We start from the raw sequence: 25,671 nt of genomic DNA on the forward strand, positions 1-25,671 counted from the left end.
ACACTCGTTTTTTCGAGAAAACCCCAGTATAATTTCGCCTCCCATAAATAATGGGTATGCGAAGGTTGTTAGCTGTTTGCTAACAACGAATAACTATAAGGTAAGTCGGAACCGCTGTGGCGGATCGAGACTTAACGAGTTAAGGTGAAACTACCAATGAAAACTACTGTTAGCACTAAGCCAGCCGAAGTAAAGCGCGACTGGTATGTTGTTGATGCAGAGGGTAAAACCCTGGGTCGTCTGGCAACTGAAATTGCACGCCGTCTGCGTGGCAAGCATAAGCCGGAATTTACACCGCACGTCGATACTGGTGACTACATTGTTGTGGTTAACGCTGAAAAGGTTCATGTAACCGGTAACAAGCGTAATGACAAAATGTACTACCGTCACACTGGATTCCCGGGTGGTCTTAAAGAAGCTAACTTCAATAAGATGATCCAGACCTTCCCAGAGCGCACCATTGAGTTGGCTGTTAAAGGCATGTTGCCTAAAGGTCCGCTGGGTCGCTCTATGTACTCGAAGCTGAAAGTCTACGCGGGTAAAGAGCATCCGCATCAGGCTCAGCAACCTCAAGAACTGAATATCTAAGGGGAAGGCGAATATGTCTATTACTCAGTATTACGGCACAGGCCGTCGTAAAACCTCAACTGCACGCGTATTCTTGCGTCCAGGTACAGGTAAAGTCACTATCAATCAGCGTACCATGGAAAACTACTTTGGTCGTGAAACAGCGCGCATGATCGTGATGCAGCCGCTCGAACTGACTGGCAATAAAGATAAATTTGATCTCTACGTTACGGTTGCTGGTGGCGGCGGTTTCGGTCAGGCTGGTGCGATTCGCCACGGTATCACCCGTGCGCTGATGGAGTATGATGAAACTCTGCGCCCTGTGTTGCGTGAAGCTGGTTTCGTAACGCGTGATTCACGTATGGTTGAACGTAAGAAAGTCGGTCTGCGTAAAGCACGTAAGCGTCCTCAGTTCTCCAAACGTTAAGTTTCGTCAACTTCGGTTGTTCGAGAAAAACCCGGTCTGCTCAAAGTGGCCCGGGTTTTTTTATGTACAGGATGTACGATATGCCGCGGGCGCATGGCGAGTGCAGAGCGGGTGCGAAACAGGCATGGTGCATGTTTTCAGCATTATTAGAAGTAATAGCCTAAGGTCGGTAGGTTTTTACCTTGTATAAATTAGGTATTTTCTTTAATATTTGCGCCATTTGAAGAATTCAATTCTTGGGTTTAATGACTGGCGGCTGAGTTGGGTAATTTTTGCCCGAAAAGCTGAATGAGTGGAGATAAAATTAATGAGCAATGACGGCGTGAATAAAGGTCGGCGTCGGCTTCTTCTAGGTGCCACTACTGCCTTGGGTGCAGTGGGTGCTGTTGGGGTGGCTGTGCCGTTTGTAGCGTCCTGGAATCCGAGCGCAAAAGCCAGAGCAGCGGGCGCACCTGTTCGCGCTGACGTAAGTAAGCTGGAGCCAGGTCAGCAAATGATCGTTGAATGGCGTGGACGTCCTGTATGGGTCGTGCGTCGTACCGATCAAGGTTTAGCAGATTTGCCTTCTCTGAATGATCGATTAGCCGATCCAGAGTCAAATCGCTCAGAACAGCCTGAATACATACCTAAAACCCCCGAACGTGCGATACGTCCAGAGTATGCAGTTGTGATTGGTATCTGTACGCATTTGGGATGTTCACCAACCTATCGTCCGGAAATTGCACCAGCTGATTTAGGTGAGAACTGGTTAGGCGGTTTCTTCTGTCCGTGTCACGGTTCGCGTTTTGACCTTTCAGGTCGTGTGTTCCGCTCACAGCCGGCACCCACCAATCTGGTTATCCCACCTCATGCGTATCTGGATGACAACACCCTGATAATTGGTATAGATCCGGAGGAAGTATAATGGCTGGTCATCGTAATAAAGGTAATCCGGGCTTGATGGGGTGGATCGATGATCGTTTCCCAGCAACAGCCATGTGGGAAGACCATCTTTCCAAATACTATGCACCTAAAAACTTTAACTTCTGGTACTTTTTTGGCTCATTGGCACTGCTGGTGCTGGTCAACCAGATAGTAACCGGAATCTGGCTGACAATGAGCTATAACCCGTCAGCTGATGGTGCTTTTGCGTCGCTTGAATACATCATGCGTGATGTAGAATATGGCTGGTTGCTGCGTTATATGCACTCAACCGGTGCGTCAGCCTTCTTTGTGGTTGTATATCTGCATATGTTCCGTGGCATGATGTATGGATCGTATAGAAAGCCGCGTGAGTTGGTGTGGATCTTCGGTATGACCATCTATCTTGCGTTGATGGCTGAAGCCTTTATGGGCTATCTGCTACCTTGGGGACAGATGTCTTATTGGGGCGCTCAGGTTATTATCTCGCTGTTTGGTGCAATTCCGGTTATAGGGCCAGATCTGCAACAGTGGATACGTGGTGACTATCTGATTTCGGGTATCACTCTGAACCGTTTCTTTGCCCTGCATGTGGTTGCTCTGCCGATAGTGCTTCTGGCGCTGGTTGTGCTGCATATTATTGCACTGCACGAAGTGGGTTCAAACAATCCAGATGGGATTGAGATCAAGGATAATCTTGATGAAAACGGTATACCTAAAGACGGTATTCCTTTCCACCCCTACTACTCAGTGAAAGATCTGGTGGGCGTTGGCGTGTTCCTGTTTGTTTTCTCTGTGGTGGTGTTCTGGTTCCCGGAAGGGGGTGGTTATTTCATTGAAAAACCAAACTTTGAACCTGCAAACGCACTGAAAACACCTGATCATATTGCTCCTGTTTGGTACTTCACTGCTTTCTACGCCATGTTGCGTGCAGTAACCTTCAGTATCTTTGGTCTGGATGCGAAGTTCTGGGGGGTAGTAGTCATGGGTGCAGCGATCGCTATACTCTTCGTACTGCCTTGGCTGGATCGTAGTCCGGTAAAATCCATGCGCTATAAAGGCTGGATAAGCAAAGTGTTCCTGGCAATACTGGCTATCAGTTTCGTGATTCTGAGTATACTGGGTGTATTGCCTGCGACTGATGCTCGTACGATGGTAGCTCAGATCTGTACAGTGCTGTATTTCGCTTATTTCCTTCTGATGCCTTTCTACACCAGAATGGAAAGCACTAAACCGGTTCCGCAAAGGGTGACAGGCTGATGAAAAAATATCTAATTGCATTATTGATGGTGTGTTTCCCGGCGCTAGCTATAGCGGCTGGTGGTGCAGCCTACCCCATGGACACATTTAAGGCTGATCTGAAAAATCAGGAATCCTTGCAGCGCGGTATGGGGCTGTTTGTTAACCGTTGCATGGGTTGTCATTCTATGGAATATCAGCGCTTTGCCCGTTCGGGTGAAGATATAGGTATTCCAGATGACCTGATGGAAGAGTATCTGATTCTGGGTGAGCAGGGCATTAATGACCAGATGACTATCTCTATGGATAAGGATGATGCTGAAGGTTGGTTTGGTGCGCCGCCTCCTGACCTGTCACTGGAAGCGCGCCTTCGCGGTGGTGAGTGGATATATAACTATCTGCGTACTTTCTATCGTGATGATGCGGCCAGGTTTGGTGTGAATAACGCTGTATTTGCTGATGTGGGTATGCCTAATGTATTGGAAGACCTTCAGGGTGTGGTAGTGAACCATTGCACCCATGAAGAGCTTTTGGCACGCGGTGGTTTTACCGGTACATTGGATCCGCTGACGGGTACGCGAAGCGGTCAGTGTTTGCAGGTTCAAGCGGGAACAGGCAGTATGACACCGGTGGAATTTGATCAGGCAATGTACGATCTGACCAACTACATGACCTATGTGGGTGAGCCATCAAAGCTTCAGGCACATCGTATTGGTACTTATGTACTGATTTTTCTGGTGATCTTCACCTTCGTGGCTTACTTGCTCAAGCGTGAATACTGGAGAGATATACATTAAACCTGAATGTATTCAGGTTAAGTCAGCTACGCGGCCACTTAGGGTCGCGTAGTTTTTTGTTTTTTGATCCCTGTAACAAAGAGGTACCTCAATGGGAGTGGTAGCAAAACGTTCTTCCATGACTTTCTTTTCAGACGGTGATGACCACTACAGCCATCGTGTACGTATTGTGCTGGCTGAGAAGGGTGTAGCAGTTGATATTGTGGACTGTAAAGTTGATGACATGCCTGAAGATGTAGCAGGGCTGAATCCCTACAATACTCTGCCCACTTTGCTGGACAGAGATCTTGTATTGTATGAACCGGGCGTGATGATGGAATACCTCGATGAGCGTTTTCCTCACCCGCCATTATTGCCGGTATATCCTGTTGCCCGTGCTGATAGCCGGCTGTATATCTACCGTATTCAGCGTGACTGGTGTGGCTATGCTGATACGATTCTGACTGGTACAGCTGATCCTGAGAAGATAGAATTTTGTCGTAAAGAATTACGTGATAGTTTGGTATCTATCTCGCCAATTTTTACAGAAAAACCCTATTTTATGAGTGATGAGTTTACTTTGGTAGACTGCTGTATCGCTCCTCTATTGTGGCGTTTGCCTGTAATGGGGATTGAGCTGCCTCAGTCACAGTGCGCGCCATTACTATCCTATATGAAGCGCATTTTTGAGCGTGAAGCTTTTCAGACAAGCTTATCTGAAGCTGAAAAAGAGATGCGTGATTAATAAAATCAAGTTATGTGAGATGGTGGATTTTTCATGACCATGACACCGAGTCGTTCTTATTTACTCAGTGCGTTGCACCAGTGGATAACGGATAATGATCTTACGCCCTATCTGGCTGTAGATGCCAGGGTGCAGGGTGTCATGGTGCCTGAGCAGTTTACTTTGGATGATCAGCTGGTGCTGAATATCAGTTATTCAGCCGTACAGCAGTTGAATATTGATCAGGATGGCGTATCGTTTAATGCACGCTTTGGTGGTGTGCCCATGAATGTGTTCATTCCATTGGCGGCTGCCCTGGCAATTTATGCAAAGGAAAATGGTCAGGGTATGGGGTTTGGTATGGAACCCGGTGCTGAAGATTTAATGCAGTTGGCTGAGCAGCCACCTGAGCCTCCAACACCATCACCCAGTGGTCCGGTATCAGTTGGTAAAAAAGGGACAACTTCCAAGTCCAGAACAAAACTTAAAGTAGTTAAATAAATCATGTAGTTACGACGGCCAGATTCTGTCTGGCTGTCGTATGCTCTTCAGATATATTCGAACACCTTCACTATCCGGTTAACACCCACGATATTGCGTACAACCTCAACTGCAAGTTCCCCTTCCTGTTGTGTAATCAAACCCATTAGATACACAGTACCATTCTCCGATACTACTTTGATGCGCATGCCATGGGTGCGATTATCCGCGAGTAATTGAGCTTTGACGCGTCCGGTCAGGTAAGTATCATTAGCGCGTATCATTAGCGAGGTGGGTCCAGCAATTTCCAGCTCGTTATGGATTTTACGCACTTCGCGGATTTGATTAACGACTTCAGTAGCCTCAGACTTGGTACGCTCATCGGGAATCTGTCCTGTCAGTAATACCTGGCCGTTAAAGCTGTGAACGTTGATATTGGACTGTGACAGGGCTGGGGAGCCTTTGTTGATGTTCACTTTGGCTTTGAACTCAATGCTATTGTCTTCGATATAGTTTCCTATTGTTCGGCGCCCTTCATTTTCCTCAATGGGGGTTTCGCGTGTTGAGCTGACTAGCATTGAGCAGCCACTGAGAATAAATACAGAAGTCATTAATACAAGCATAAGCTTTTTCATCGATCAGGCTCCAAAAAGTTGAAAGTCTATCAAGTCGGTTAAACTGTGCAGCACCAGTAGATGTGCATGATGAACTAGTGCGTCATCCTTGCTGGGCACGCAAATTTCAGTTTCATCTGGTCTGAGTAATGCGGTCATGTTACCACCTTCTCCACCGGTGAGTGCTATGACAGTCATTTCACGGTCATGTGCAGCCTGAATGGCCTGCACCAGGCTGGCTGAGCGGCCTGTAGTCGAAATGGCCAGGAGTATATCACCTGACATGCCGATAGCCCGGATCTGCTTTGAATAGATATCTGCAAAACCACTGTCTTCAGCGATAGCACTAATGGCTGCGCTGTCTGCATTTAGTGTGATTACGGGCAGGCCAGGACGTTCCTGGCGAAAGCGGTTAATGAGTAAGGTGCCAAAATGCTGTGCCAGAGCGCCTGATGCGCCGTTACCGGCACTGAGGATTTTATGCTCACTGATCAGGCACTGAAGAATCAGTTCGCTGGCGGCTGCGATGACCGGTGTAAACTGCTCAATGGTCTGGGCGTTTACTTCCATCGATTGATGAAATTGATTAATAATACGGTCTTCAAGTTCCATGGTACGGTTCCAGCTTGATGGCTTCAGTTCTGAAAGGCATTACGATACCACAAAGGTTCGTTGTTGCCTTCAAAAGCAATGACATCAAAGCGACAGGGGTGGTTGGCCCAGTTGGGGTTGCCAGCCAGAAAGAAACGTGCGGCCTGAACAAGTTTACGTTGTTTACGCCAGTCAACTGAAGCCGCGGCACCGCCGTAAAAACTGTGCTTTCTTTGCCTGACTTCAATAAAAACTAAGTGATCGCCATCCATCATGATCAGGTCAATTTCTCCCAGGCGACAGCGCAAATTGCGCTGTATCAATTGCAATCCCTGCGCTGTAAGCCAGGTTTCTGCATCACGTTCGGCTTCCTTGCCGATAATTTGTCTGTCCATGAGTTACTCCGTAATGAGTTGAGGTTCTCCGTTTACAAATTTTGCCCAAACGAGAGCTCTGTTTATCCTGCGGTTAGGTCCTAGTTTCAGGCTGCCGGTTTCGCCGTTGATTGTGCTGCCCTGATTGATGAGTTGTGGCAGGTTCTGACTTATTAAGTAGGCATCAGCACCCAGTGCATATAATCTGCCAATATCCGTGTCAGTGTTTTCACGTAACTCAAGCAAGGTGAGGCGTATAGAACTGGGTTCGGCAATTCTCCAGGGTAGATCCACAAAAGTTATACCATTCAGGTCGGTATCTCTTGATGCGCTTGCGTTGCCTTCATACACTTGTGATGTGGCCATTACCGGAATGGCTCCTGCGAAATGATACATCAACATGGGGCGAATCAGACGGGCATCGGCTGCATCTGTGGCCATGAAAATTACGTCAGTTTCATGTTGGACATTAACACTCATACCGCTGCGTGAACGGCTTGGCATGGTGCGTGCTATTTCAGGGTCTTGGAGTAAAAGCCCCCGAACCTGCTCAGAATTGCTTTGTGAAGCTTTGAAGTTGAGTGTGGCAGTGATAGAGCCACCGCGCTGTTGGTATTCTTCACGAATGAGTTGCTCAAAACGCTGCCCGGAGCGAGTGTCACTGTGAATGATCATGCGTTACGGTAGCCGAGTTGCATAGCTTTTTGTGCCAGTGCCAGTGCTTCGTGATCGCTGGATAGGTCAAGTTGTAATGGGGGATTGTTGCCTTCCAGTGCAGGGTTTAGCGCCAGAACGGTGATTGGGTGCTCAGGATAATGAGCCAACTGATTAACAAAGTCGCGTTCCAGTGGTCCGACAATAAAACTGGCGCCTTGTATTCTTGCTGCATGAAAAAGCTGCTCTGGTGTGCGGATGTCTGTACTGTTGAGTAATACCAGCTCTGAGTGGCTGGAGCCAGCGGCCTGCATTGCCGTAACATAGCCCTCAGTAATAATGCTGGCTATGTTGGCCAGATCTCCTGTCATAGGCAGGAACAGGGCGGTGCGTTGAACGCCAGTGGTTGGTAGTTGGATGGGCGATAATCCGGTGGCAATTTCGGCATCCAGATCCTGGGGTGGTAGTTCGGCTGCCGGATGTTGATCCCAAAGTAACTGCCAGTCGAAGAGATTTTCTTGCTGCTCTCCGGTATCGCTGATACCTGCAACAGCAATAGCGCGTTCAAACCAGCCCTGCTCGTGGTAGTTGTTGCTTCTGTCCTCTGCGGCACTGTTGAGCTGGGCGATGCTGGCTGATGTCAGCTCGCTCCAAATCTGTGTGTGCAGGGTTTGGCGAATATTCTGATCAGTGGTCATCTGGCTGGCGGCAATCAGCTCACTGGCTGCACTGATATAGTCCTGTAGCGCTGAAAAAGCATCTGCCCGAAGCTGATTGAGTTCAATAATTTGTTCTGTCGTCAGTTGGGGAGGAAGTTGAAGGAAATTCAGATAGCTGAGTGCTTGTTCAGGTTGATTGCTTTGCAGTGCAAGCTTTGCTTGCAAGCTGGCAACATCCAATCCTAAGCGGGCCGGAAGTCTGCGTTTGTCGATAGTTTCAAGTATACTGATGGCTTCATCGATTAGCTGATCATCTGTAAGCAGTTGTGCCGCTTCAAGTTTCAGTCTGGCTGCCTGCTCGGGCGCTGCACGTTGCGCTGAAGCGAGCAGTTGCTGCACTTGTGCATCACCGCTTGTGGGTGTAATGACTGTTGATGGCCGGGAGCTGCAGGCCGACAGCAGCAGTAAAGTCATAATCAGGCACAACGACTGGCCTAGTTGCTTTGTCATAAACGCGTCAATCCTTAAAAGAGAAGAACCTTCATGGCTGAGCCGGTTTTATATGTTATTGCCACACCTATCGGGAACCTGGGCGATCTTTCGCCACGTGCCATCGAACTTTTGGGCAGGGCTGATTTAATTGCCGCTGAGGATACCCGTCATACCGGGCGGCTACTAGCCCACTTTAACATTAAATCGTCGCTTATTTCAGTCCATGATCACAATGAAAATGCCCGTGCTGAGTTGATTATACGCCATTTATCCGAGGGTAAGACGATTGCGTTGGTGTCTGATGCGGGAACACCTTTGATTTCCGATCCGGGTTTTTCCCTGGTTAGACTGGTACGCGAAGCCGGATACACTGTTTCCCCTGTGCCCGGATGTTGTGCTTTTGTGGCGGCATTGAGTGCGGCTGGCCTGCCATCAGACCGTTTTATGTTCATCGGCTTTTTACCCGCAAAGCATCAGGCGCGTCTGAAAAGTCTGAGTGAGTTGTCCGAATATACCTGTACCCTGATTTTTTATGAATCAACACACCGTATACTGGATTCTGTGCAAGCTATGATTGAAGTGTTTGGCGCTGAGCGTGAGGCAGTGGTGGCGCGCGAGCTAACCAAAACCTTCGAAACCATAAAGCATGGAAGCCTGGCTGAGCTGTTGCTTTGGATGCAGTCTGATGCGAACCAGCAAAAAGGTGAGTTTGTGGTGTTAGTACGCGGTGCTGTTGCAGCACAGGCTGACCGTTCTGGACCGGATGCGCGTAGTCTGGACATTGTCAGGTTGCTTGCGGAGGAGTTGCCGCCTAAAAAAGCCGCTGCTCTGGCAGCGCAGATTACGGGTGTGCACAAAAAAAGTCTTTACGAGGCTTTGCTGCAAAGGTAATGCTTGCACTTGCGAGGTTTCCTGTTATTCTGCGTCGCGGGAGTCTGCCGGACAATCGCTGTTCTGCTTGCAGGAGGGAGGAAAGTCCGGGCTCTACAGGCAGAGTGCCAGATAACGTCTGGGCGGCGTGAGCCGACGGAAAGTGCAACAGAAAGTATACCGCCTAAGGGCTTTTCGAAGTCACGGTAAGGTTGAAATGGTGCGGTAAGAGCGCACCGCGTGGGTGGCAACACTCCACGGCGATGGAAAACCCCACTCAGAGCAAGACCAAATAGGGATCCTTAAGGTGTGGCCCGCACTGGATCCGGGTAGGTCGCTTGAGGTGCATGGTGACATGTATCCCAGATGAATGATTGTCCCCGACAAAACCCGGCTTACAGGCAGACTCCCACACTTGCCTGCTCACGACTTTCCTGTCGAATTTTATAATCTGTAAAAAATCTTTTAACTGTATGTATATACAGTCTATCTGTTTGTTTCTCTTTAATTAATTGATTCGCTAATAATTCTTTTGATGCCCTGCGTCGATCATCGTTTGTTGTCACTTTGCCTGCTGTTTTGACCCGTGGTTGTGCCTTGCATTGCCTGGGGTTACTCACTATAGTGTGCAATAGTGGGTAAAAGTGGTTCAAAGTGGTTAATTTTGGGGAATTCAGTGGGCATAATGTTCCGCGGAGTCAATCCGATCAATCTGGATGTTAAGGGTCGCATGGCGATCCCGGCACGCTATCGCGAGATGATAGCGTCGCATTGCAGTAATCAGATGGTCGCAACGATCGACACCGAGTCCCGCTGCTTGCTGCTTTATCCCTTGCCAGAGTGGGAAGATATTCAAGCTCGGATCGAGGCTTTGCCTAGTTTTAATAAAGTGGCTCGTCGGATTCAGCGCTTATTGATCGGGCATGCCACTGATCTGGAATTGGATGGAAATGGCCGCTTGTTGTTGCCAGCGAGCCTGCGGGAATACGCCGGTTTGGATAAAAAAATTGTGTTATTAGGTCAGGGACGCAAGTTTGAAATTTGGGATGAAGCACAGTGGAGCGCCACTCGAGACGAATACCTTGACGAGGTTGGCGAAGATACTTTGCCACCGGAAATGCTGGATCTGTCGCTTTAACGCCACAATCCACAATACAGGTTTACAGGATCTCAGATGAGTCAGGAATTCAGCCATATCACCGTATTACTTGAAGAAGCTGTCGCTGCGTTGGTGACGGATCCTGATGGTTTTTATATTGATGGTACGTTTGGGCGTGGCGGTCATTCTGCACGTATTTTATCCAGTTTGAGCGACCAGGGGCGTTTGCTGGCTATAGATAAAGACCCGTTGGCGGTAGCAGAAGGGCAACGGCGTTTTGGGGATGATCCGCGTTTTTGCATCGAACACGGCTCGTTTAGTGAACTCGCAACAATGGTTGCTGCACGTGATATGAACGATCAGGTCACTGGCATACTGCTGGATCTGGGTGTGAGTTCTCCGCAGTTAGATGATCCTTCAAGAGGGTTCAGCTTTCAGCAAGATGGTCCGCTGGATATGCGTATGAATACATCGGCAGGTGACAGTGCTGCCGAGTGGATTAATCGTGCTACAGAAGCTGAGATTGCTGACGTTCTGTTTCACTATGGTGAGGAGCGTTTTTCCCGTCGTATGGCGAAAGCAGTGGTCGCAGAGCGGGCCGTATCTCCGATTACTACCACGGCACGTTTGGCCAGCATTATTACCGCCGCCAACCCGCGTTGGGAAAAGGGTAAGAACCCTGCAACCCGTGCTTTTCAAGGCATTCGTATCCATATTAACCGGGAGTTGGAGGAAATCGAAACCTGTTTGGACCAGTCTGTGGATGTGTTGGCAGCCGAGGGGCGTTTGGTAGTTATCAGTTTTCATTCACTGGAAGACCGGATTGTAAAACGCTTTATACGCAAACATGTGAAAGGGGATGAGCACTTACCTGCCGGACTGCCATTTACCCAGTCCATGTTGAACCAGCGCTTGCGCAGTGTGGGTAAGGCTGTCAAAGCCAGCGCAGGGGAAGTGGATGCCAATCCTCGCGCTCGAAGTGCGGTGATGCGAGTGGCCGAGAAGTGCGCCTGAAGCTATTTAGTGCTTTGCGCTATAGCAAAGTGGAAGAGAATAACAAGCACTATATCAGTCACGCGGAGCTGTATCGGCCAATGGTCATTTTATTGGTATTGATACTAGCCGTATTGGTGTCAGCACTGACGGTCATTAAAGCAGCTTATGACTACCGTCGGTTGTTTAATGATCATCAGGTGCTGGTACATCAGTGGGATGAACTGCAGGTGGAATGGGGGCAGTTATTGCTGGAGCAAAGCACCTGGGGTGGACATGGACGTATTGAGAGTGAAGCAGAAGCCCGTTTGCAGATGCGGGTTCCCGAAGCGGACGAAACTGAGATAATCAGGAATGAGCAGCGAAACTGAACAGACACAGGTATTGGCCGCCAGAAGCTGGCGTATGTGGGTGGTTTTCCTCCTGCTGTGTCTTGCTGTGGCTGGTATTCTGGCAAAGCTGGTTTCACTCTATTGGACAGATCAGGAATTTCTGCAGAATCAAGGGGATGCCCGTACGATTCGTACCATGCTGATTCCGGCCCATCGAGGACTGATTACGGATCGTAATGGCGAGCCACTGGCCGTTAGTGCACCCGTGGCAAGTATCTGGCAGATCCGAAATTTATTGATCTACAGCACCCCTACATTAGTCGTCTCAGTCAACTGCTGGATATGCCGCAGGATAGCTTGTTGGAGCGTGTGGGTAGTCATTCTGAACGGCGCTTTCTGTATCTACGTCGCCAAGTGACGCCTGAAGTGGCTGAATCAGTACGTCTGCTGGGTATCCCCGGCATTAATGTTGACCGTGAATATCGCCGTTTTTATCCTGCCGGTGAAGTGGCAGCGCACCTGGTAGGCTTCACCAATGTTGATGGAGACGGGCAGGAAGGCATGGAGCTAGCCTTTGAACAATGGCTCAGTGGTGAGCATGGTAGTAAATTGGTTATGCGGGATCGTGTGGGTCGTACTATCCGGCACATCCGCTCAATCAAAGATGCGCATCAGGGCGATGAACTACAGCTCAGTATCGATCTGCGACTGCAGTATATGGCGTACCGTGAGCTTAAAGCTGTCGTTGAAGCGCATCAGGCAGATGCTGGCTCTGTGGTAATACTGGATACGCATACTGGCGAAGTGCTGGCGATGGTAAATCAGCCATCTTATAACCCCAATGACCGAAGTCGTCTTGAGCCTGCTGCACTGAGAAATCGGGCTATGACTGATTTGTTTGAACCGGGTTCTACGGTCAAGCCCATGACCGTCGCTTCTGCCTTAATGACGGGACGTTACACACCAGAAACCGTTGTGCATACCTCACCGGGAACTATGCGAGTGCGCAGTGCTACGATCAGAGATTTTCGTGACTACGGCGATCTGGATCTCACTGGCATTATTACCAAATCCAGCAACGTGGGTGTAGTGAAGCTGGTGATGGATATGGAACATGACCGGTTAACCCGCTTAATGCACAACTTTGGCATAGGCCAGATGAGCATGACCGGCTTTCCAGGAGAGCGCACAGGTTATCTGCCTCAACTAACCGAGCGCCAAGTTGTTGAGCGTGCCACCTTGTCTTATGGCTACGGCTTATCGGTAACTCCCCTGCAATTGGCTCAGGCTTATATACCCTTTGCTTCGGATGGTATTTTTCATCCAGTGTCCTTATTGAAAAAAGACCCCGATGCGGGTACCCGAGTTATGCCACAGGGTGTGGGTAACCAGGTATTGCAGATGATGGAAACTGTTATTGGCCCTCAGGGTACTGCGCGTCGAGCCGCGGTAGAGGGTTACCGTGTTGCAGGAAAAACAGGCACAGTTCATCGTATCGGCGGTAGTGGCTATAACCGTGAAGAATACACCACGGTGTTTGCTGGCATTGCACCGGTTTCAGATCCACGTCTGGCAATAGTGGTAATGGTAGACAATCCCAAAGGTCGGGAAATATACGGAGGCGAAGTGGCGGCGCCGGTATTTGCACGGGTGGCTGCGGGGGCTTTGAGGTTGTTGAATCTGGATCCGGATCGTTGGCCGGAGCAAAAGTCGCAGGTGGCCGGACGATGAACTCAGTACGCTCAGATCTGCCGAGTTTGAAAAGCCTGTTGCCAGATTGTCCTGATATACCGGATTATTTATTGATCCGTAATGTGGTGCTGGATAACAGGGATGTGCGTGCGGGCGATCTCTATATTGCTCGATCCGGTACACAGCATAAGGGCGTTGACTTTGTGATTCCGGCGATCAGTGCCGGAGCCTCTGCTGTTATTATGCATGCCTCAGAATATCACTCCGGCCTGGATGCCTATGCAGACTGGATTTTTCCGGTAGATAATCTCAATCAGGTTGCGGGAGAAGTGATCAGCCGATATTACCAACGCCCGTCAGACGTGATCAAAGTCATCGGTATTACCGGTACTAACGGTAAAACCTCCTGCAGTCATTTTATCGCTCAAGCATTGAATCTGTTAGGCGAAAAAGCTGCGATTGTAGGTACCATCGGGAATGGTTTTCTCAGCTCTCTGGATCGCTCTACGCACACGACACCGGATGTGCTTACCGTACATCAGCTACTTGCAGGGTATCAGCAAGCGGGTGCCGATACGGTAGTCATGGAAGTGTCCAGCCATGCACTGGATCAGGCCCGAACGGCGGGTGTGCGGTTTCGACAGGTAGGCTTTACCAACCTCACTCGTGATCATCTGGACTATCATCAGAGCATGGCAGCCTATGCTGACTCTAAGCGACGTTTATTTGAACAAGCTGATAGCGAGCAGATTCTGAATCTGGATGATGCGTTCGGTGCTGAGTTGGCTGAACAAAGTAAAACCAGGGGTTGTAAAGTTATCACTTATTCACTATTGGATCAGTCAGCTGACCTATGGGTAAAAACCTCTGAGCTGCATGATGAGGGGATGAGTTTTGCACTGGCATCACCCTGGGGAGAAATCAGTGTCAGTTCGTCTCTGATCGGACGCTTTAACCTCAGTAATTTGCTCTTAACAACCGCTTCTTTGGGTTTATCCGGTTACGAAGCTTGCCGTATCAGTCATGCATTAACGCAGGTTACAGCTGTGTGTGGACGGATGGAAAAAGTCTCTGAAGTAGGAGAGCCTTTGGTGTTGGTTGATTATGCGCATACACCGGATGCTCTGCTGCAAACCCTGTCAGCTCTGAACGAACATAGAAAAACAGGCTCCAGGATTATTTGTGTATTTGGCTGTGGTGGTGATCGAGATCAGGCAAGCGCCCACTAATGGCACAGGTGGCCAGTGGTTTGGCAGATCAACTTATTATTACCAGTGATAATCCGCGCTTCGAAGATCCCCAGCAGATTATTCAGCACATACTGTCTGGTGTCAGCGCTGCTCACCAACCTCAGGTAGAAACCGACCGTGCAGCCGCTATTGCAATGGCTATCGAGCAGGCTCGGGAAGAGGATATCGTGTTGATTGCCGGTAAGGGGCATGAGGATTATCAGGAAGTGCTGAATAAACGCCAACCTTTCAGTGACCAGACTGTAGCAAGAGATGTTTTGAGCAGCAGGAGAATCACATGATAGGGGAATGGACACTGGATACTGCAGCTACAGCAATTGAAGCTGAATTGATTGGTGTTTCCCAGCCGCAAAGCCGGGTTGCACGTATTTGCACAGATACGCGCCAGATTCAGTCGGGAGATCTGTTTATTTGCCTCAAAGGCGAGCATTTTGATGCCCACGATTTTATAGCACAAGCACGACAGCAAGGTGCACTGGCAGCCGTCACAGATCATCGAGTGGATGATAGTCTGCCGCAGCTGGTGGTTGACGATACGCTGATAGCACTAGGCCGTCTGGCAGCACTCAACCGTAATCGTTTCCAGGGTAAGTTAGTTGCAGTGACTGGCAGTAGTGGTAAAACCACAGTGAAAGAGCTGCTGGCCAGCATGTTTAGTCAGCTCGGCCCCACACTGTATACACAAGGTAATCTAAACAACCATATTGGTGTGCCTTTAACCCTGTTGCGCCTGCAAGCTGAACACCAGTATGCCGTGATTGAGCTGGGAGCCAGTGCCGAGGGTGAAATTGACTATACCGTGCATCTGGCACAACCACAGGTAGCGCTGCTCAATAATGCCTGCGCGGCCCATATCGAAGGCTTTGGCAGTCTGAGTGGTGTGGTCCGGGCTAAGTCAGAAATATTTAATGCGTTGACAGATGAAGATACCGGCATCATTAATCTGGATGATCCACATACCGATTTCTGGCAGGAAAAACTGGATAACCAGCTACGTGCTTACCTGACATTTTCTGTTATCAATCCTGAGGCCGATATATGGGTCAGTGATATGGCTGAGAATGATGTGGGTGCGTGGCATTTCCGGTTGCATCACCAACAGGACTCAGTACAGGTCCAGCTCAGGCTTCTGGGAAAGCACAATGTTGCCAATGCAGCGGCGGCAACGGCGGCCTGGATTGCTCAGGGTTTGCCTTTGAATGCAGTCAAGGCTGGGCTGGAAGCCTGTGAAGCAATGAATGGCCGCATGAAGCTGGTTATGCTGCAACCTGCACTGCTAATCGATGACAGCTATAACGCCAATCCTCAAGCTATGCAGGCGGCTATAGATTATCTCGCTTCCCGTCAGGGACAGCGCGTACTGGTGCTGGGCGATATGGCTGAGTTGGGTGCCGATGAAATTGAGCAGCATGTCCAGATTGGTGAGTATGCTGCTGCAGCCGCATTGGAAGGTTTTTATGCAACGGGTGCATTGATGCGTCATGCCGTTGATGCAGCCAGACAGGCTGGACTGAATGCACTGTATTTTGAACACCAGAGTGCCTTGATTGAGGCGTTGAAGCAGATGTTGAACGAGCCGGTGACATTACTTGTTAAAGGCTCACGCAGTGCCGCAATGGATAGAGTGGTCGCCGCTCTACAGAATGGAGATGCTCAGTAATGTTGTTACTGATAACAGAGTACCTGACCCAGTACTACACGGCTTTTTCAGTGTTTGGCTATATCACTTTACGAGGCATTCTCGGGGTGTTAACAGCACTGGCAATTTCGCTGTTACTGGGCCCTTATCTGATTAATCAGTTGCGCAGTCGACAAATAGGTCAGGCTGTAAGAACCGATGGACCTCAATCGCATCTGAGTAAGTCAGGCACCCCAACGATGGGTGGTGGATTGATTTTACTGGCGATTGCGGTCAGCACACTGCTCTGGGCTGATCTTTCCAACCGCTATGTGTGGATTACATTGTATGTGTTGATTGTCTTCGGTGCGGTGGGTTGGGTGGATGACTGGCGCAAGGTGATTGAAAAAGACCCGCGCGGACTACCTGCACGATGGAAATACTTATGGCAGTCCGTCGGTGGTGTCGGTGCAGCCGTACTGCTTTATATCACAGCGCAGAGCCCTGTTGAAACTCAGCTTATCGTGCCGTTTTTTAAGGATGTCGTTATAGAGATGGGGATTTTCTTCATCGTATTTACTTATTTTGTCATCGTCGGGAGTTCCAACGCGGTGAACCTGACGGACGGGCTTGATGGCCTGGCCATTATGCCAACGGTGATGGTTGCTGGTGCGCTGGCGGTGTTTGCCTATCTGGGTGGCCATGTGCAGTTTGCCAATTATCTGCATATTCCTATGTGGCCGGTGCGGGTGAATTGATTGTTATTTGTGGGGCGATTGTCGGTGCCGGTTTGGGGTTCCTGTGGTTTAACACCTATCCCGCTCAGGTTTTTATGGGGGATGTCGGTGCGCTGTCATTAGGAGCTGTGCTGGGAGTTGTTGCCGTGATTGTGCGCCAGGAGCTGGTATTAGTGATTATGGGTGGTGTGTTCGTGATGGAAACTGTATCGGTCATTCTTCAGGTGGCATCTTACAAACTGACCGGGCGGCGCATATTCAGAATGGCACCGATCCATCATCACTTTGAGTTAAAGGGGTGGCCTGAACCTCGGGTCATCGTACGGTTTTGGATTATCAGTGTCGTTCTGGTGCTCATCGGCCTGGCCACACTGAAACTGCGTTAAGTAGGAGAGATAAGTGACAATGATAGCAACGGATACACTACGCATCATTATCGGTCTGGGACAGACCGGGTATGCTTGTGCCCGTTATATGGCAGCCAAAGGCTGGCCATTTGTTGTTGTTGATACTCGCGATGAACCGCCCTTGGCGGCTGATTTTTACAATGAATTTCCTCAGATCAAACTCTATACCGGTGAACTGGATCCTGTACTGTTGGCCAGCGCCAAAGAACTGATCCTGAGTCCAGGGGTAGCCAAGTCATCACCGGCAATTCAGTATGCGATGCAGCATGATAGCCGGGTGATTGGTGATATAGATCTGTTTTGCCGGGAAGTATCAGCCCCCATTGTGGCGATTACCGGATCCAATGCCAAGAGTACGGTAACCACGCTGGTGGGTGACATGGCAAGGGCTGCAGGCATCAACGTGGCTGTCGGCGGTAATATTGGTACACCCGTATTAGAGCTGCTTAATCAGCCAGCTGCTGACCTTTATGTGCTAGAGCTGTCCAGTTTTCAACTGGAAACCACGCATGAGCTAAAAGCGCTAGCCGCTACTGTGCTGAATATCAGCCCGGATCATCTTGACCGTTATCCGGATATGCAAAGCTATTATCTGGCTAAGCACCGCATTTACCGGGGTTGTCGTCACTGTATTGTGAACCGTGATGATCCTTTAACAGCGCCATTAATGGCACAGGGTATGAAACAGATCAGCTTCGGCCTGTCAGCACCTGATCTGGGGCAGTATGGTGTGGCACTGGAAGCTGATCAGTCTTGGTTATTCCAGGGATTGCAGCCATTAATGCCAGTGGCTGATCTCAAAGTAAAAGGTGAACACAATGTCGCTAATGTGCTGGCGGCACTGAGTTTAGGTGGTGCAGCAGGTTTGCCTCTGGATGCGATGCTGCGTGCGGTTAAACAGTTCACTGGGTTGCGTCATCGCTGCCAGTGGGTAGCTGAAAAGCAAGGGGTCGGTTATATCAATGACTCCAAGGGAACCAATGTAGGTGCCACACTGGCGGCAGTGCAGGGGTTGGGCGCGATGCTGGATGATGCGCAAAAATTAGTGATTATTCTGGGTGGTGTCGGTAAAGAGCAAAGCTTTACTGAGCTGAAAGCACCGCTGGCGCGTTATGCCCGACAGGTGCTGCTGATAGGTCGTGATGCTGATCTGATTGCCACAGACCTGCAGGGCTTGCCACTGCAGCGTGCAGAATCCCTGGAACAGGCAGTTGCCTTAGCCGCTGACCTTGCGCAGCCAGGTGATCAGGTGCTGCTATCTCCTGCTTGTGCCAGTTTTGATATGTTTCGCGGCTATGAAGCACGTGGCGATCGCTTTATTGAAATCGTGGAGAGTCTGCTATGAATGGACTATCCCTGAAGTTTTATTGGCCTGCCTTTCTGGATATGCCGTCCGGAAAGCTGTCATTTGATCCCTTGTTAATTTTAAGCACAGTGACCCTGATGCTGACCGGGTTCGTGATGATTGCATCGGCTTCCATGGATGTAGCTGCAAGGGACTTCGGTTCAGCATACTTTTTTATTATGCGCCATGGGATTTTTGTGGTGATGGCACTTATCACCCTGGCTGTTGTCTCGGCTGTACCCATACAGCTGTGGCAAAAATACAGTGTGCCTTTGTTGGCGATTGGCGGGGTTGCACTGCTGTTGGTTTTGATTCCCGGTATAGGCCGGGAAGTTAATGGAGCACGCCGCTGGATCAGTATGGGCTTTTTTAACCTGCAGGTATCTGAATTAGCCAAAATTTTCATGGTAATTTACATCAGTGGCTATCTGGTCAGGCGCCTGTCCGAGGTGCGAACGACTTGGTCGGGTGTGATTAAACCAATATTACCACTGATGATATATGTCGGATTGCTGATCAGTCAGCCGGATTTTGGTGTCACCGTAGTGCTGATGTGTACCGTGATGGGCATGGTGTTTCTCAGCGGTATGCGGCTGATACAGTTTTTGAGTGTGGTATTGGTAGGCATATTAATGGCTGGCTTGCTGGCAGTGACACAGCCTTATCGTGTACAGCGCTTGAAAACTTTCCTTGACCCCTGGCTGATCCTTTTGGCGCCGGATACCAATTATCCCAGGCGCAGATTGCATTCGGCCGTGGTGAGTGGTTCGGAACAGGTCTTGGTAACAGCATACAGAAACTGTTTTATCTCCCGGAAGCACATACTGACTTTATCTATTCCATCCTGGCAGAAGAGCTGGGGCTGATGGGCGCACTGATTGTCATCGCCCTGTATTGTTTTTTGGTACTACGAATTTTCATCACTGGACGTAACGCAGAAAAGCAACAGCAGTTTTTTATGGGGTATATCTGTTATGGCTTTGCCTTTATTTTTGCCGGTCAAGCGCTGATTAATATTGGTGTCAATGTCGGTGCGCTGCCCACCAAAGGGCTGACGTTACCCCTGCTTAGCTATGGTGGCAGCAGCTTGCTGGCATCGTCCATTATGATCGCTATTGTGTTGCGTATTGATTATGAACTTAAGCGTGCAGAAGTGGTTGCTTTAACGGCATCAGGTAAATCTGATAGTCCGCGCAAAACCGCGAGGAGGGCCGTAGCATGAAAGCTGAAACGACAAGAACCCTGTTGGTGATGGCTGGCGGCACAGGTGGTCATGTATTTCCAGCCCTGGCGACGGCTGATTTACTGCGGGCCCAGGGTGTAGATGTGGAGTGGCTGGGAACCGAAAAAGGGATTGAATCCCGCATTGTGCCAGCGGCAAATATTAAATTGAACTGTATCCCTGTTGCTGGTTTGCGTGGTAAAGGCGTGCTGCGCTTACTTACCGCCCCCTTCAACTTGTTGAAAGCGGTATTGGCAGCCAGAGCCGTAATTAAACGGGTAAAACCAGCTGCGGTGTTGGGTATGGGAGGCTTTGCATCCGGGCCAGGAGGCATTGCTGCTCGGCTGATGGGGATACCTGTGGTGATTCACGAACAAAACGCCATCCCCGGGATGACAAATAAAGTGCTGGCACGCATTGCAACACGTGTATTACAGGCGTTCCCTGGTGCATTTGAGCAGTGCAGGGTAAAGATACCATCGGTAATCCGGTTAGAGGCCCTATCCTGGAATTGCCCGATCCAGCTGAGCGCATGCAGGGTCGAACAGGACCTATCCGTCTGCTGGTAGTGGGAGGGAGTTTGGGGGCTAAGGCTATTAATGAGCGCTTACCTGAGGCGCTGGCGATGATGCCGGTGGAAGTACGTCCGGAAGTGTGGCACCAAACCGGACAAACTCATCACAAGCAGACACTTGAACATTATGAATCTCTGGGTATAGAGGCACGCGTGGTGCCCTTTATTGAACAAATGGATGCAGCCTTTGGCTGGGCTGATCTGGTGTTATGTCGCTCGGGCGCTCTGACTGTGAGTGAACTGGCTATTGCGGGAGTGGCTTCCATTCTGGTGCCTTTTCCCTTTGCTGTCGATGATCATCAGACAGCCAATGCCCAGTTCCTTGCTGGTTGCGGAGCCGCTGAGTTGATGCAGCAATCTGAATTGACAAGTGATGTTCTGTATCAGTTGCTGAATAAGCTCAATCAACGTGAGCGTTTGCTGAAAATGGCCCAGCTGGCGCGTGAACAGGGTAAGCCGGAAGCCGGAAGGCAATTAGCCGAAGCTTGTCTGGAGGTAATGGCATGATCAAAGATGATGCGATGGGCGTGTATGAAGTGCCTGAAATGCGTCGTATCCGTCAGATCCACTTTGTCGGTATCGGTGGTGTTGGTATGTGTGGTATTGCCGAAGTACTTTTGAATCAAGGGTATGCAATCAGTGGATCGGATATCCGTGATTCGGTTGTGACCGATCGCCTGGCATCTTTCGGTGCCCGGATCTGCATAGGCCATAAGGAAAGCAATGTAGAAACGGCCGATGTAGTGGTGATTTCTACCGCTGTAGCTGAGGATAACCCGGAGCTGATTGCCGCACGCCAATCACGTATTCCCGTCGTACGCCGTGCCGAGATGCTGGCAGAGTTGATGCGCTACCGGCATGGTATTGCGGTTGCCGGTACACATGGCAAGACGACCACTACCAGCCTGTTGGCATCGATTATGGCTGAAGCCGGACTGGATCCGACCTTTGTGATAGGTGGAAGGCTTAACAGTGCGGGTACTAATGCGCAGTTGGGCGGCAGTCGTTATCTGGTGGCTGAAGCGGATGAAAGTGATGCGTCCTTTCTACACTTGCAGCCCATGGTCGCCATCGTCACCAATATAGATGCGGACCATATGGATACCTATGGCGGCGACTTCAATGTACTTAAGCAGACGTTTGTTAACTTCTTGCACAATCTGCCCTTTTACGGTCTTGCGGTTATGTGTAGTGACGATCCGGTGGTAACTGAAATTCTACCGCAGGTAAGCCGTCCAATACTGACCTATGGTTTTAATGAAGGCGCTGATTTCAGGGCCGTTGATCTGCATATGGAAGGTTTGCAAACCCGTTTCCGAGTTGAGCGTCCTAGCGGTCATGAACCGCTGAACGTCACTCTGAATATGCCGGGTCGCCACAATGTACTCAATGCCCTGGCCTGTATTGCTGTGGCCACCGATGAAGGCTTGGCGGATGTATCTATCTGTCGGGCACTGGAAAAATTTGAAGGTGTCGGGCGCCGTTTTCAGATTTTGGGAGAGGTACCTGTCACTGGTGGGGATGTTACTTTAGTTGATGATTATGGTCACCATCCCCGCGAAGTGGAAGCGGTCATTCAAGCTATTCGTGATGGTTGGCCGGATCGCCGGTTGGTGATGATTTATCAGCCGCACCGCTATACCCGTACGCGTGATCTGTATGAAGATTTTGCCCGGGTATTGTCAGAAACCGACCTGCTACTGATGTTGGAAGTCTATGCTGCTGGGGAGCAACCGATTCCCGGTGCCGATACCCGCAGTCTATGTCGATCCCTGCGTCAGCGCGGTGAAGAGCCTGTGTTTGTAGAGTCAACGGAGGATTTGCCTGCGCTGCTGAGCACCTTGTTGCGCCCTGGCGATCTGTTATTAACACAGGGAGCCGGTGACATTACCACCCTGGCACATACCCTCAGTAAATTGAACTTAAGCCGTGTCGGTGAGGTGCAGCAATGAAGGCATTTGAAATAACCGCCGCAGAAAAACAGGCTTTTGGACGGGTTGCCGTGCTGATGGGCGGCGACTCGGCTGAGCGCAGTATCTCGTTACGTAGCGGTGCCGAAGTATTAAAAGGCTTATGCCAGGCGGGAGTTAATGCTTTTGCTATCGATCTTTGTGCCGGGGGAGCCGATCCGGTTGCACAGTTACTTGAGGCAGAATTTGATCGTGCCTTTCTGATTCTGCATGGTCGTGGTGGTGAAGATGGAACCTTGCAAGGTTTGCTGGAGATGCTGAAGAAGCCTTACACAGGCAGTGGTGTGGCTGCATCAGCTCTGGGTATGGATAAGCTACGTTGCAAACAGCTTTGGGTGGGTGCGGGTTTTCCTACCCCTCCCTTTGCCGAATTGAACAAAGACACAGACTTGCAGACTGTTGCCGACAAATTGGGCTTTCCGATGATGGTAAAGCCGGTGCATGAAGGCTCCAGCATAGGTATGAGCCGTGTCATGGATCTGACACAGCTGCAGGCGGCGTATGCCGAAGCAGCTCAATATGACAGTCTCGTAATCGCAGAACAGTGGGTGCAGGGCGCTGAGTACACCCTGGCGGTTTTACGCGATAAGGCCCTGCCTGTAATCAAGCTGGAAACCTCACATGATTTTTATGATTTTAATGCCAAATATGAAGCATCGGATACCCGATACCTGTTTGAGCATGGTCTGTCAAACGAGCAGCATGAGGCTTTGCAAACCTTGGCTGTGCAGGCGTTTGATGCCGTGGGCTGTCGTGGCTGGGGCCGGGTTGATGTGATGATGAATAACGCTGGCGAGTTTCTGCTTCTGGAAGTGAACACCCTGCCAGGCATGACAGATCACAGCCTGGTACCTATGGCTGCAAAACAGGCAGGTATGAGCTTTGCTGAGCTGGTGGTCGAAATACTGCGCACTGCAAAACGAGACCGGGAGAGCTGAAGATGAATTTGTCGTTGCTTGGCTGAAACAGGAATCGCAACCGGTTGCACCGGTACGCGGTGCTGTGGCCGTGCAACGTCCGTCGGAAACACCTGTTGAGCCAATGCCAGTTAAACGGGCGGCATTATTGCTAGGGCTGCTTTCACTTTTTGTGCTACTGGTGATGGGTTTGGCGGACAAAGCATTGGCCTGGCTGGACAAACCGGTAAATGAAGTCAGCATCAGCGGTCAGATGCGCTATCTGGATGGTCAGGCTTTGGCGAGTCATCTGGCACAGGAGGTTAAAGCACCCATTTTATCACTGGATCTACGTAGTTTGCGTGATGTGACCCTGGCAAATCCCTGGGTGCACACGGCTGAAGTCAGACGCCAGTGGCCAGCCGCTGTGCATGTGAGTGTTGCTGAGCAGGTTCCCGTAGCGCGCTGGGAGATCGTGGACTGTTGAATCATCAGGGAGATATTTTCTGGCCGGATTTGAGTGCCGGATATGCTTTTTTACCGCGCCTGAACGGACCCGCGCATGAAACCCGGGCGATTATCGAGCAGTACCATGATCTGAGCGTGCTGTTTGCCCGTTCAGGCTTGCGCTTGATCGGCTTGTCACTGGAAAGTCGCGGTGCCTGGAATCTGGAGCTGGATAACGGTATCCAGGTGGTGGCTGGGCGTGAACAGCTAATGCCCCGGTTGCGGCGTTTCATCAGCATCTATGAAACCGAGCTGAGCCAGTCAGCGGATAGAATTGAACAGGTTGACATAAGATATACCAATGGTGTCGCCGTCAGATGGCGCACCGAAGAGAGGCAAAGCGATGCAGGATAAAAGAGCGACATCAGATCACAGTATGATTGTTGCACTGGATATAGGTACATCAAAAGTGGTGTGCCTGGTAGGCGAGGTCTGTGCTGATGGTGGTATCGAAATAGTTGGTGTAGGTTCTCAACCCTCTCACGGTATGAAACGTGGGGTGGTGGTGAATATTGAATCCACCGTTAATGCGATTCAGCGTGCGGTTGAAGAAGCTGAACTGATGGCCGGTTGTAAAATTCATTCAGTGACAGTGGGAATTGCCGGTAATCATATCAGTAGTCTGAACTCTCATGGGATCGTTGCGGTCAGGGATCGTGAGGTTTCTGAATATGATCTGGAACGAGTGATTGACGCCGCACGCGCAGTCGCAATACCGGCTGATCAGCGCATTTTGCATATTCTGCCGCAGGAGTACCTGATCGATACCCAGGAAGGTATTAAAGAGCCTCTGGGAATGTCTGGTGTGCGTCTGGAAGCCAAAGTGCACCTGGTGACTGGTGCGTCCAATGCGATTCAGAATATTGATAAATGTATCCGTCGTTGTGGGCTGGATGTCGATGCCATCGTGCTGGAACAACTGGCCTCCAGCTATGCCGTGCTGGCAGAAGATGAAAAAGACCTGGGTGTCTGCATCGTCGATATTGGCGGGGGCACTACAGATATTGCCGTGTTTACGGGTGGCTCTATCCGTCATACAGCCGTCATTCCGATAGCGGGTGATCAGGTTACCAATGATATTGCCATGGCGTTGCGTACACCGACACAGCATGCCGAAAAAATCAAGATTAAGTATGCCTGTGCCTTGGCACAGCTGGCGCACACTGATGAAACCATTAAGGTGCCCAGTGTGGGAGATCGGCCAGCCAGAGACCTGTCGCGGCAGTCACTGGCTGAGGTGGTTGAGCCACGCTATGAAGAGTTGTTTGCCCTGGTTCAAGCCGAGTTGCGACGTTCAGGTTTTGAAGACCTGATTGCTGCAGGTATCGTGCTGACCGGGGGTACATCAAAAATGGAAGGGGCGGTTGAGCTGGCGGAAGAGATCTTCCATATGCCGGTCAGACTGGCGCTTCCGCAAGGCGTCCGGGGTATGGAATCGCTACTAAAGAACCCGATTTATGCAACCGGAATCGGGTTACTGCACTATGCAAAAGCGGAGCAGAAACCAACAGCAAAAGAAATTGTGCCGGAAATGCGTGAAAAGCGTCTGCAGCGTCCACAGGTCGGTGATCTGATGAGTCGGGTAAAAGACTGGTTTAAGCGTCATTTCTGAATGAACCGTAAAGCGTGGCATGGCCGGAAGGTAAAAACAGGCATGTCAGG

Annotated in this window: 27 protein-coding genes, 1 other RNA gene and 3 pseudogenes; 26 read left to right on the forward strand and 5 right to left on the reverse strand. The window is 50.1% G+C overall.

All coding sequences use genetic code 11. The features are described from left to right. Positions 1 to 156 precede the first annotated feature (156 nt). The 7 genes from rplM (at position 157) to LH51_RS09745 (ending at position 5,134) form a co-directional block, all read left to right on the forward strand. Positions 157 to 588 carry a 50S ribosomal protein L13 gene (gene rplM / locus LH51_RS09715; RefSeq protein ID WP_036521921.1) on the forward strand — a complete coding sequence of 144 codons (432 nt, stop codon included), beginning with the start codon at positions 157 to 159 and terminating at the stop codon, positions 586 to 588. Between the two features lie 13 nt (positions 589 to 601). After that, a complete protein-coding gene (gene rpsI / locus LH51_RS09720; RefSeq protein ID WP_036521922.1) occupies positions 602 to 994 on the forward strand; it encodes a 30S ribosomal protein S9 in 393 nt (130 codons plus the stop codon). Between the two features lie 307 nt (positions 995 to 1,301). Further along, a complete protein-coding gene (gene petA, locus LH51_RS09725; protein ID WP_036521923.1) occupies positions 1,302 to 1,898 on the forward strand; it encodes a ubiquinol-cytochrome c reductase iron-sulfur subunit in 597 nt (198 codons plus the stop codon). After that, a complete protein-coding gene (locus LH51_RS09730; RefSeq protein WP_036521924.1) occupies positions 1,898 to 3,154 on the forward strand; it encodes a cytochrome b in 1,257 nt (418 codons plus the stop codon). Before petA ends, LH51_RS09730 begins: the two co-directional genes overlap by 1 nt. Next, complete coding sequence (locus LH51_RS09735) at positions 3,154 to 3,930, forward strand: cytochrome c1 (protein ID WP_036521925.1); 777 nt, start codon at positions 3,154 to 3,156, stop codon at positions 3,928 to 3,930. Before LH51_RS09730 ends, LH51_RS09735 begins: the two co-directional genes overlap by 1 nt. A 91-nt stretch (positions 3,931 to 4,021) precedes the next feature. Further along, positions 4,022 to 4,654, forward strand: a complete 633-nt coding sequence (locus LH51_RS09740) for a glutathione S-transferase N-terminal domain-containing protein (protein WP_036521928.1) — start codon at positions 4,022 to 4,024, stop codon at positions 4,652 to 4,654. 33 nt (positions 4,655 to 4,687) lie between these two features. Continuing rightward, positions 4,688 to 5,134 carry a ClpXP protease specificity-enhancing factor gene (locus tag LH51_RS09745; protein ID WP_327124704.1) on the forward strand — a complete coding sequence of 149 codons (447 nt, stop codon included), beginning with the start codon at positions 4,688 to 4,690 and terminating at the stop codon, positions 5,132 to 5,134. Between the two features lie 47 nt (positions 5,135 to 5,181). Here the strand turns inward: LH51_RS09745 and LH51_RS09750 are convergent, their stop codons facing one another. The 5 genes from LH51_RS09750 to LH51_RS23555 are packed head-to-tail and all read right to left on the reverse strand — an operon-like array spanning position 5,182 to position 8,515. Next, positions 5,182 to 5,748 carry a BON domain-containing protein gene (locus LH51_RS09750; protein WP_036521929.1) on the reverse strand — a complete coding sequence of 189 codons (567 nt, stop codon included), beginning with the start codon at positions 5,746 to 5,748 and terminating at the stop codon, positions 5,182 to 5,184. A 3-nt stretch (positions 5,749 to 5,751) separates the two neighbouring features. Continuing rightward, positions 5,752 to 6,339 (reverse strand): SIS domain-containing protein, encoded by a 588-nt coding sequence (locus LH51_RS09755; protein ID WP_036521931.1) that lies wholly within the window; start codon positions 6,337 to 6,339, stop codon positions 5,752 to 5,754. 23 nt (positions 6,340 to 6,362) lie between these two features. After that, positions 6,363 to 6,713, reverse strand: coding sequence for a YraN family protein (locus LH51_RS09760; protein ID WP_036521933.1), 351 nt, complete (start codon positions 6,711 to 6,713; stop codon positions 6,363 to 6,365). A 3-nt stretch (positions 6,714 to 6,716) separates the two neighbouring features. After that, on the reverse strand, positions 6,717 to 7,367 hold the full coding sequence (locus tag LH51_RS23550; RefSeq protein ID WP_036521936.1) for a penicillin-binding protein activator: 651 nt from the start codon (positions 7,365 to 7,367) through the stop codon (positions 6,717 to 6,719). After that, the gene (locus LH51_RS23555; protein ID WP_036521938.1) at positions 7,364 to 8,515 is read right to left on the reverse strand and encodes a penicillin-binding protein activator; all 1,152 of its coding nucleotides are present in this window, start codon (positions 8,513 to 8,515) and stop codon (positions 7,364 to 7,366) included. Before LH51_RS23555 ends, LH51_RS23550 begins: the two co-directional genes overlap by 4 nt. Before the next feature lie 33 nt (positions 8,516 to 8,548). Here LH51_RS23555 and rsmI point away from each other — a divergent pair, with 33 nt between their 5' ends. The 19 genes and pseudogenes from rsmI (at position 8,549) to ftsA (ending at position 25,621) form a co-directional block, all read left to right on the forward strand. Further along, positions 8,549 to 9,388, forward strand: a complete 840-nt coding sequence (rsmI, locus tag LH51_RS09775; RefSeq protein WP_036521940.1) for a 16S rRNA (cytidine(1402)-2'-O)-methyltransferase — start codon at positions 8,549 to 8,551, stop codon at positions 9,386 to 9,388. Positions 9,389 to 9,427: 39 nt separating this feature from the next. After that, an RNA gene (gene rnpB / locus LH51_RS19165) (RNase P RNA component class A) lies at positions 9,428 to 9,781 on the forward strand. Between the two features lie 271 nt (positions 9,782 to 10,052). Continuing rightward, positions 10,053 to 10,505, forward strand: a complete 453-nt coding sequence (mraZ, locus tag LH51_RS09780) for a division/cell wall cluster transcriptional repressor MraZ (RefSeq protein WP_036521942.1) — start codon at positions 10,053 to 10,055, stop codon at positions 10,503 to 10,505. Positions 10,506 to 10,541: 36 nt separating this feature from the next. Beyond that, the gene (rsmH, locus tag LH51_RS09785) at positions 10,542 to 11,480 is read left to right on the forward strand and encodes a 16S rRNA (cytosine(1402)-N(4))-methyltransferase RsmH (protein WP_036521944.1); all 939 of its coding nucleotides are present in this window, start codon (positions 10,542 to 10,544) and stop codon (positions 11,478 to 11,480) included. After that, complete coding sequence (ftsL, locus tag LH51_RS09790) at positions 11,471 to 11,830, forward strand: cell division protein FtsL (protein WP_235263645.1); 360 nt, start codon at positions 11,471 to 11,473, stop codon at positions 11,828 to 11,830. The genes rsmH and ftsL overlap by 10 nt, the downstream gene beginning before the upstream one ends. Continuing rightward, positions 11,814 to 12,209, forward strand: a complete 396-nt coding sequence (locus LH51_RS24220) for a hypothetical protein (protein ID WP_327124707.1) — start codon at positions 11,814 to 11,816, stop codon at positions 12,207 to 12,209. Before ftsL ends, LH51_RS24220 begins: the two co-directional genes overlap by 17 nt. Next, entirely contained in the window at positions 12,161 to 13,522 is a 1,362-nt protein-coding gene (locus LH51_RS09795) for a peptidoglycan D,D-transpeptidase FtsI family protein (RefSeq protein WP_327124740.1), read from the forward strand. Before LH51_RS24220 ends, LH51_RS09795 begins: the two co-directional genes overlap by 49 nt. Continuing rightward, positions 13,519 to 15,014 (forward strand): annotated as a pseudogene (locus LH51_RS09800) (UDP-N-acetylmuramoyl-L-alanyl-D-glutamate--2,6-diaminopimelate ligase). The gene LH51_RS09795 and the pseudogene LH51_RS09800 overlap by 4 nt, the downstream one beginning before the upstream one ends. After that, complete coding sequence (locus LH51_RS09805) at positions 15,011 to 16,393, forward strand: UDP-N-acetylmuramoyl-tripeptide--D-alanyl-D-alanine ligase (protein ID WP_036521945.1); 1,383 nt, start codon at positions 15,011 to 15,013, stop codon at positions 16,391 to 16,393. The pseudogene LH51_RS09800 and the gene LH51_RS09805 overlap by 4 nt, the downstream one beginning before the upstream one ends. Beyond that, positions 16,393 to 17,474: pseudogene (mraY, locus tag LH51_RS09810) on the forward strand (phospho-N-acetylmuramoyl-pentapeptide-transferase). The gene LH51_RS09805 and the pseudogene mraY overlap by 1 nt, the downstream one beginning before the upstream one ends. Positions 17,475 to 17,493: 19 nt before the next feature. Further along, on the forward strand, positions 17,494 to 18,840 hold the full coding sequence (murD, locus tag LH51_RS09815; RefSeq protein WP_327124742.1) for a UDP-N-acetylmuramoyl-L-alanine--D-glutamate ligase: 1,347 nt from the start codon (positions 17,494 to 17,496) through the stop codon (positions 18,838 to 18,840). 134 nt (positions 18,841 to 18,974) lie between these two features. Beyond that, positions 18,975 to 20,062 (forward strand): annotated as a pseudogene (ftsW, locus tag LH51_RS09820) (putative lipid II flippase FtsW). Next, positions 20,059 to 20,631, forward strand: coding sequence for a glycosyltransferase (locus LH51_RS24225; RefSeq protein WP_327124710.1), 573 nt, complete (start codon positions 20,059 to 20,061; stop codon positions 20,629 to 20,631). Before ftsW ends, LH51_RS24225 begins: the two are co-directional and overlap by 4 nt. Next, entirely contained in the window at positions 20,595 to 21,143 is a 549-nt protein-coding gene (locus tag LH51_RS24230) for a UDP-N-acetylglucosamine--N-acetylmuramyl-(pentapeptide) pyrophosphoryl-undecaprenol N-acetylglucosamine transferase (RefSeq protein WP_327124712.1), read from the forward strand. Before LH51_RS24225 ends, LH51_RS24230 begins: the two co-directional genes overlap by 37 nt. Beyond that, positions 21,140 to 22,588, forward strand: coding sequence for a UDP-N-acetylmuramate--L-alanine ligase (gene murC, locus LH51_RS09830; protein WP_036521948.1), 1,449 nt, complete (start codon positions 21,140 to 21,142; stop codon positions 22,586 to 22,588). The genes LH51_RS24230 and murC overlap by 4 nt, the downstream gene beginning before the upstream one ends. Beyond that, the gene (locus LH51_RS09835; RefSeq protein WP_036521949.1) at positions 22,585 to 23,544 is read left to right on the forward strand and encodes a D-alanine--D-alanine ligase; all 960 of its coding nucleotides are present in this window, start codon (positions 22,585 to 22,587) and stop codon (positions 23,542 to 23,544) included. The genes murC and LH51_RS09835 overlap by 4 nt, the downstream gene beginning before the upstream one ends. Further along, positions 23,489 to 23,989: a cell division protein FtsQ/DivIB gene (locus LH51_RS20515; RefSeq protein WP_144244236.1), complete on the forward strand. Its 501-nt coding sequence runs from the start codon at positions 23,489 to 23,491 to the stop codon at positions 23,987 to 23,989. The genes LH51_RS09835 and LH51_RS20515 overlap by 56 nt, the downstream gene beginning before the upstream one ends. Beyond that, a complete protein-coding gene (locus tag LH51_RS20520) occupies positions 23,986 to 24,363 on the forward strand; it encodes a cell division protein FtsQ/DivIB (RefSeq protein WP_160173715.1) in 378 nt (125 codons plus the stop codon). The genes LH51_RS20515 and LH51_RS20520 overlap by 4 nt, the downstream gene beginning before the upstream one ends. Beyond that, entirely contained in the window at positions 24,353 to 25,621 is a 1,269-nt protein-coding gene (gene ftsA, locus LH51_RS09845; protein ID WP_036521951.1) for a cell division protein FtsA, read from the forward strand. Before LH51_RS20520 ends, ftsA begins: the two co-directional genes overlap by 11 nt. The last annotated feature ends 50 nt before the right edge of the window (positions 25,622 to 25,671 follow it).

The sequence above is a fragment of the Nitrincola sp. A-D6 genome (genome assembly GCF_000764495.1).
Classification (GTDB): domain Bacteria; phylum Pseudomonadota; class Gammaproteobacteria; order Pseudomonadales; family Balneatricaceae; genus Nitrincola.

Coding starts and splice junctions, on each gene's coding strand:
- LH51_RS24225 (WP_327124710.1), top strand. CDS start 20,059: ATGAAAGCTGAAACGACAAGAACCCTGTTGGTGATGGCTGGCGGCACA.
- LH51_RS24220 (WP_327124707.1), top strand. CDS start 11,814: ATGAGCAGCGAAACTGAACAGACACAGGTATTGGCCGCCAGAAGCTGG.
- LH51_RS09755 (WP_036521931.1), bottom strand. CDS start 6,339: ATGGAACTTGAAGACCGTATTATTAATCAATTTCATCAATCGATGGAA.
- petA (WP_036521923.1), top strand. CDS start 1,302: ATGAGCAATGACGGCGTGAATAAAGGTCGGCGTCGGCTTCTTCTAGGT.
- murD (WP_327124742.1), top strand. CDS start 17,494: ATGATAGCAACGGATACACTACGCATCATTATCGGTCTGGGACAGACC.
- LH51_RS09735 (WP_036521925.1), top strand. CDS start 3,154: ATGAAAAAATATCTAATTGCATTATTGATGGTGTGTTTCCCGGCGCTA.
- LH51_RS09805 (WP_036521945.1), top strand. CDS start 15,011: ATGATAGGGGAATGGACACTGGATACTGCAGCTACAGCAATTGAAGCT.
- LH51_RS09745 (WP_327124704.1), top strand. CDS start 4,688: ATGACCATGACACCGAGTCGTTCTTATTTACTCAGTGCGTTGCACCAG.
- rpsI (WP_036521922.1), top strand. CDS start 602: ATGTCTATTACTCAGTATTACGGCACAGGCCGTCGTAAAACCTCAACT.
- murC (WP_036521948.1), top strand. CDS start 21,140: ATGATCAAAGATGATGCGATGGGCGTGTATGAAGTGCCTGAAATGCGT.
- LH51_RS09835 (WP_036521949.1), top strand. CDS start 22,585: ATGAAGGCATTTGAAATAACCGCCGCAGAAAAACAGGCTTTTGGACGG.
- rsmI (WP_036521940.1), top strand. CDS start 8,549: ATGGCTGAGCCGGTTTTATATGTTATTGCCACACCTATCGGGAACCTG.
- rplM (WP_036521921.1), top strand. CDS start 157: ATGAAAACTACTGTTAGCACTAAGCCAGCCGAAGTAAAGCGCGACTGG.
- LH51_RS09750 (WP_036521929.1), bottom strand. CDS start 5,748: ATGAAAAAGCTTATGCTTGTATTAATGACTTCTGTATTTATTCTCAGT.
- rsmH (WP_036521944.1), top strand. CDS start 10,542: ATGAGTCAGGAATTCAGCCATATCACCGTATTACTTGAAGAAGCTGTC.
- mraZ (WP_036521942.1), top strand. CDS start 10,053: ATGTTCCGCGGAGTCAATCCGATCAATCTGGATGTTAAGGGTCGCATG.
- LH51_RS09760 (WP_036521933.1), bottom strand. CDS start 6,713: ATGGACAGACAAATTATCGGCAAGGAAGCCGAACGTGATGCAGAAACC.
- LH51_RS24230 (WP_327124712.1), top strand. CDS start 20,595: ATGCAGGGTCGAACAGGACCTATCCGTCTGCTGGTAGTGGGAGGGAGT.
- LH51_RS23550 (WP_036521936.1), bottom strand. CDS start 7,367: ATGATCATTCACAGTGACACTCGCTCCGGGCAGCGTTTTGAGCAACTC.
- LH51_RS23555 (WP_036521938.1), bottom strand. CDS start 8,515: ATGACAAAGCAACTAGGCCAGTCGTTGTGCCTGATTATGACTTTACTG.
- LH51_RS09740 (WP_036521928.1), top strand. CDS start 4,022: ATGGGAGTGGTAGCAAAACGTTCTTCCATGACTTTCTTTTCAGACGGT.
- LH51_RS09730 (WP_036521924.1), top strand. CDS start 1,898: ATGGCTGGTCATCGTAATAAAGGTAATCCGGGCTTGATGGGGTGGATC.
- ftsA (WP_036521951.1), top strand. CDS start 24,353: ATGCAGGATAAAAGAGCGACATCAGATCACAGTATGATTGTTGCACTG.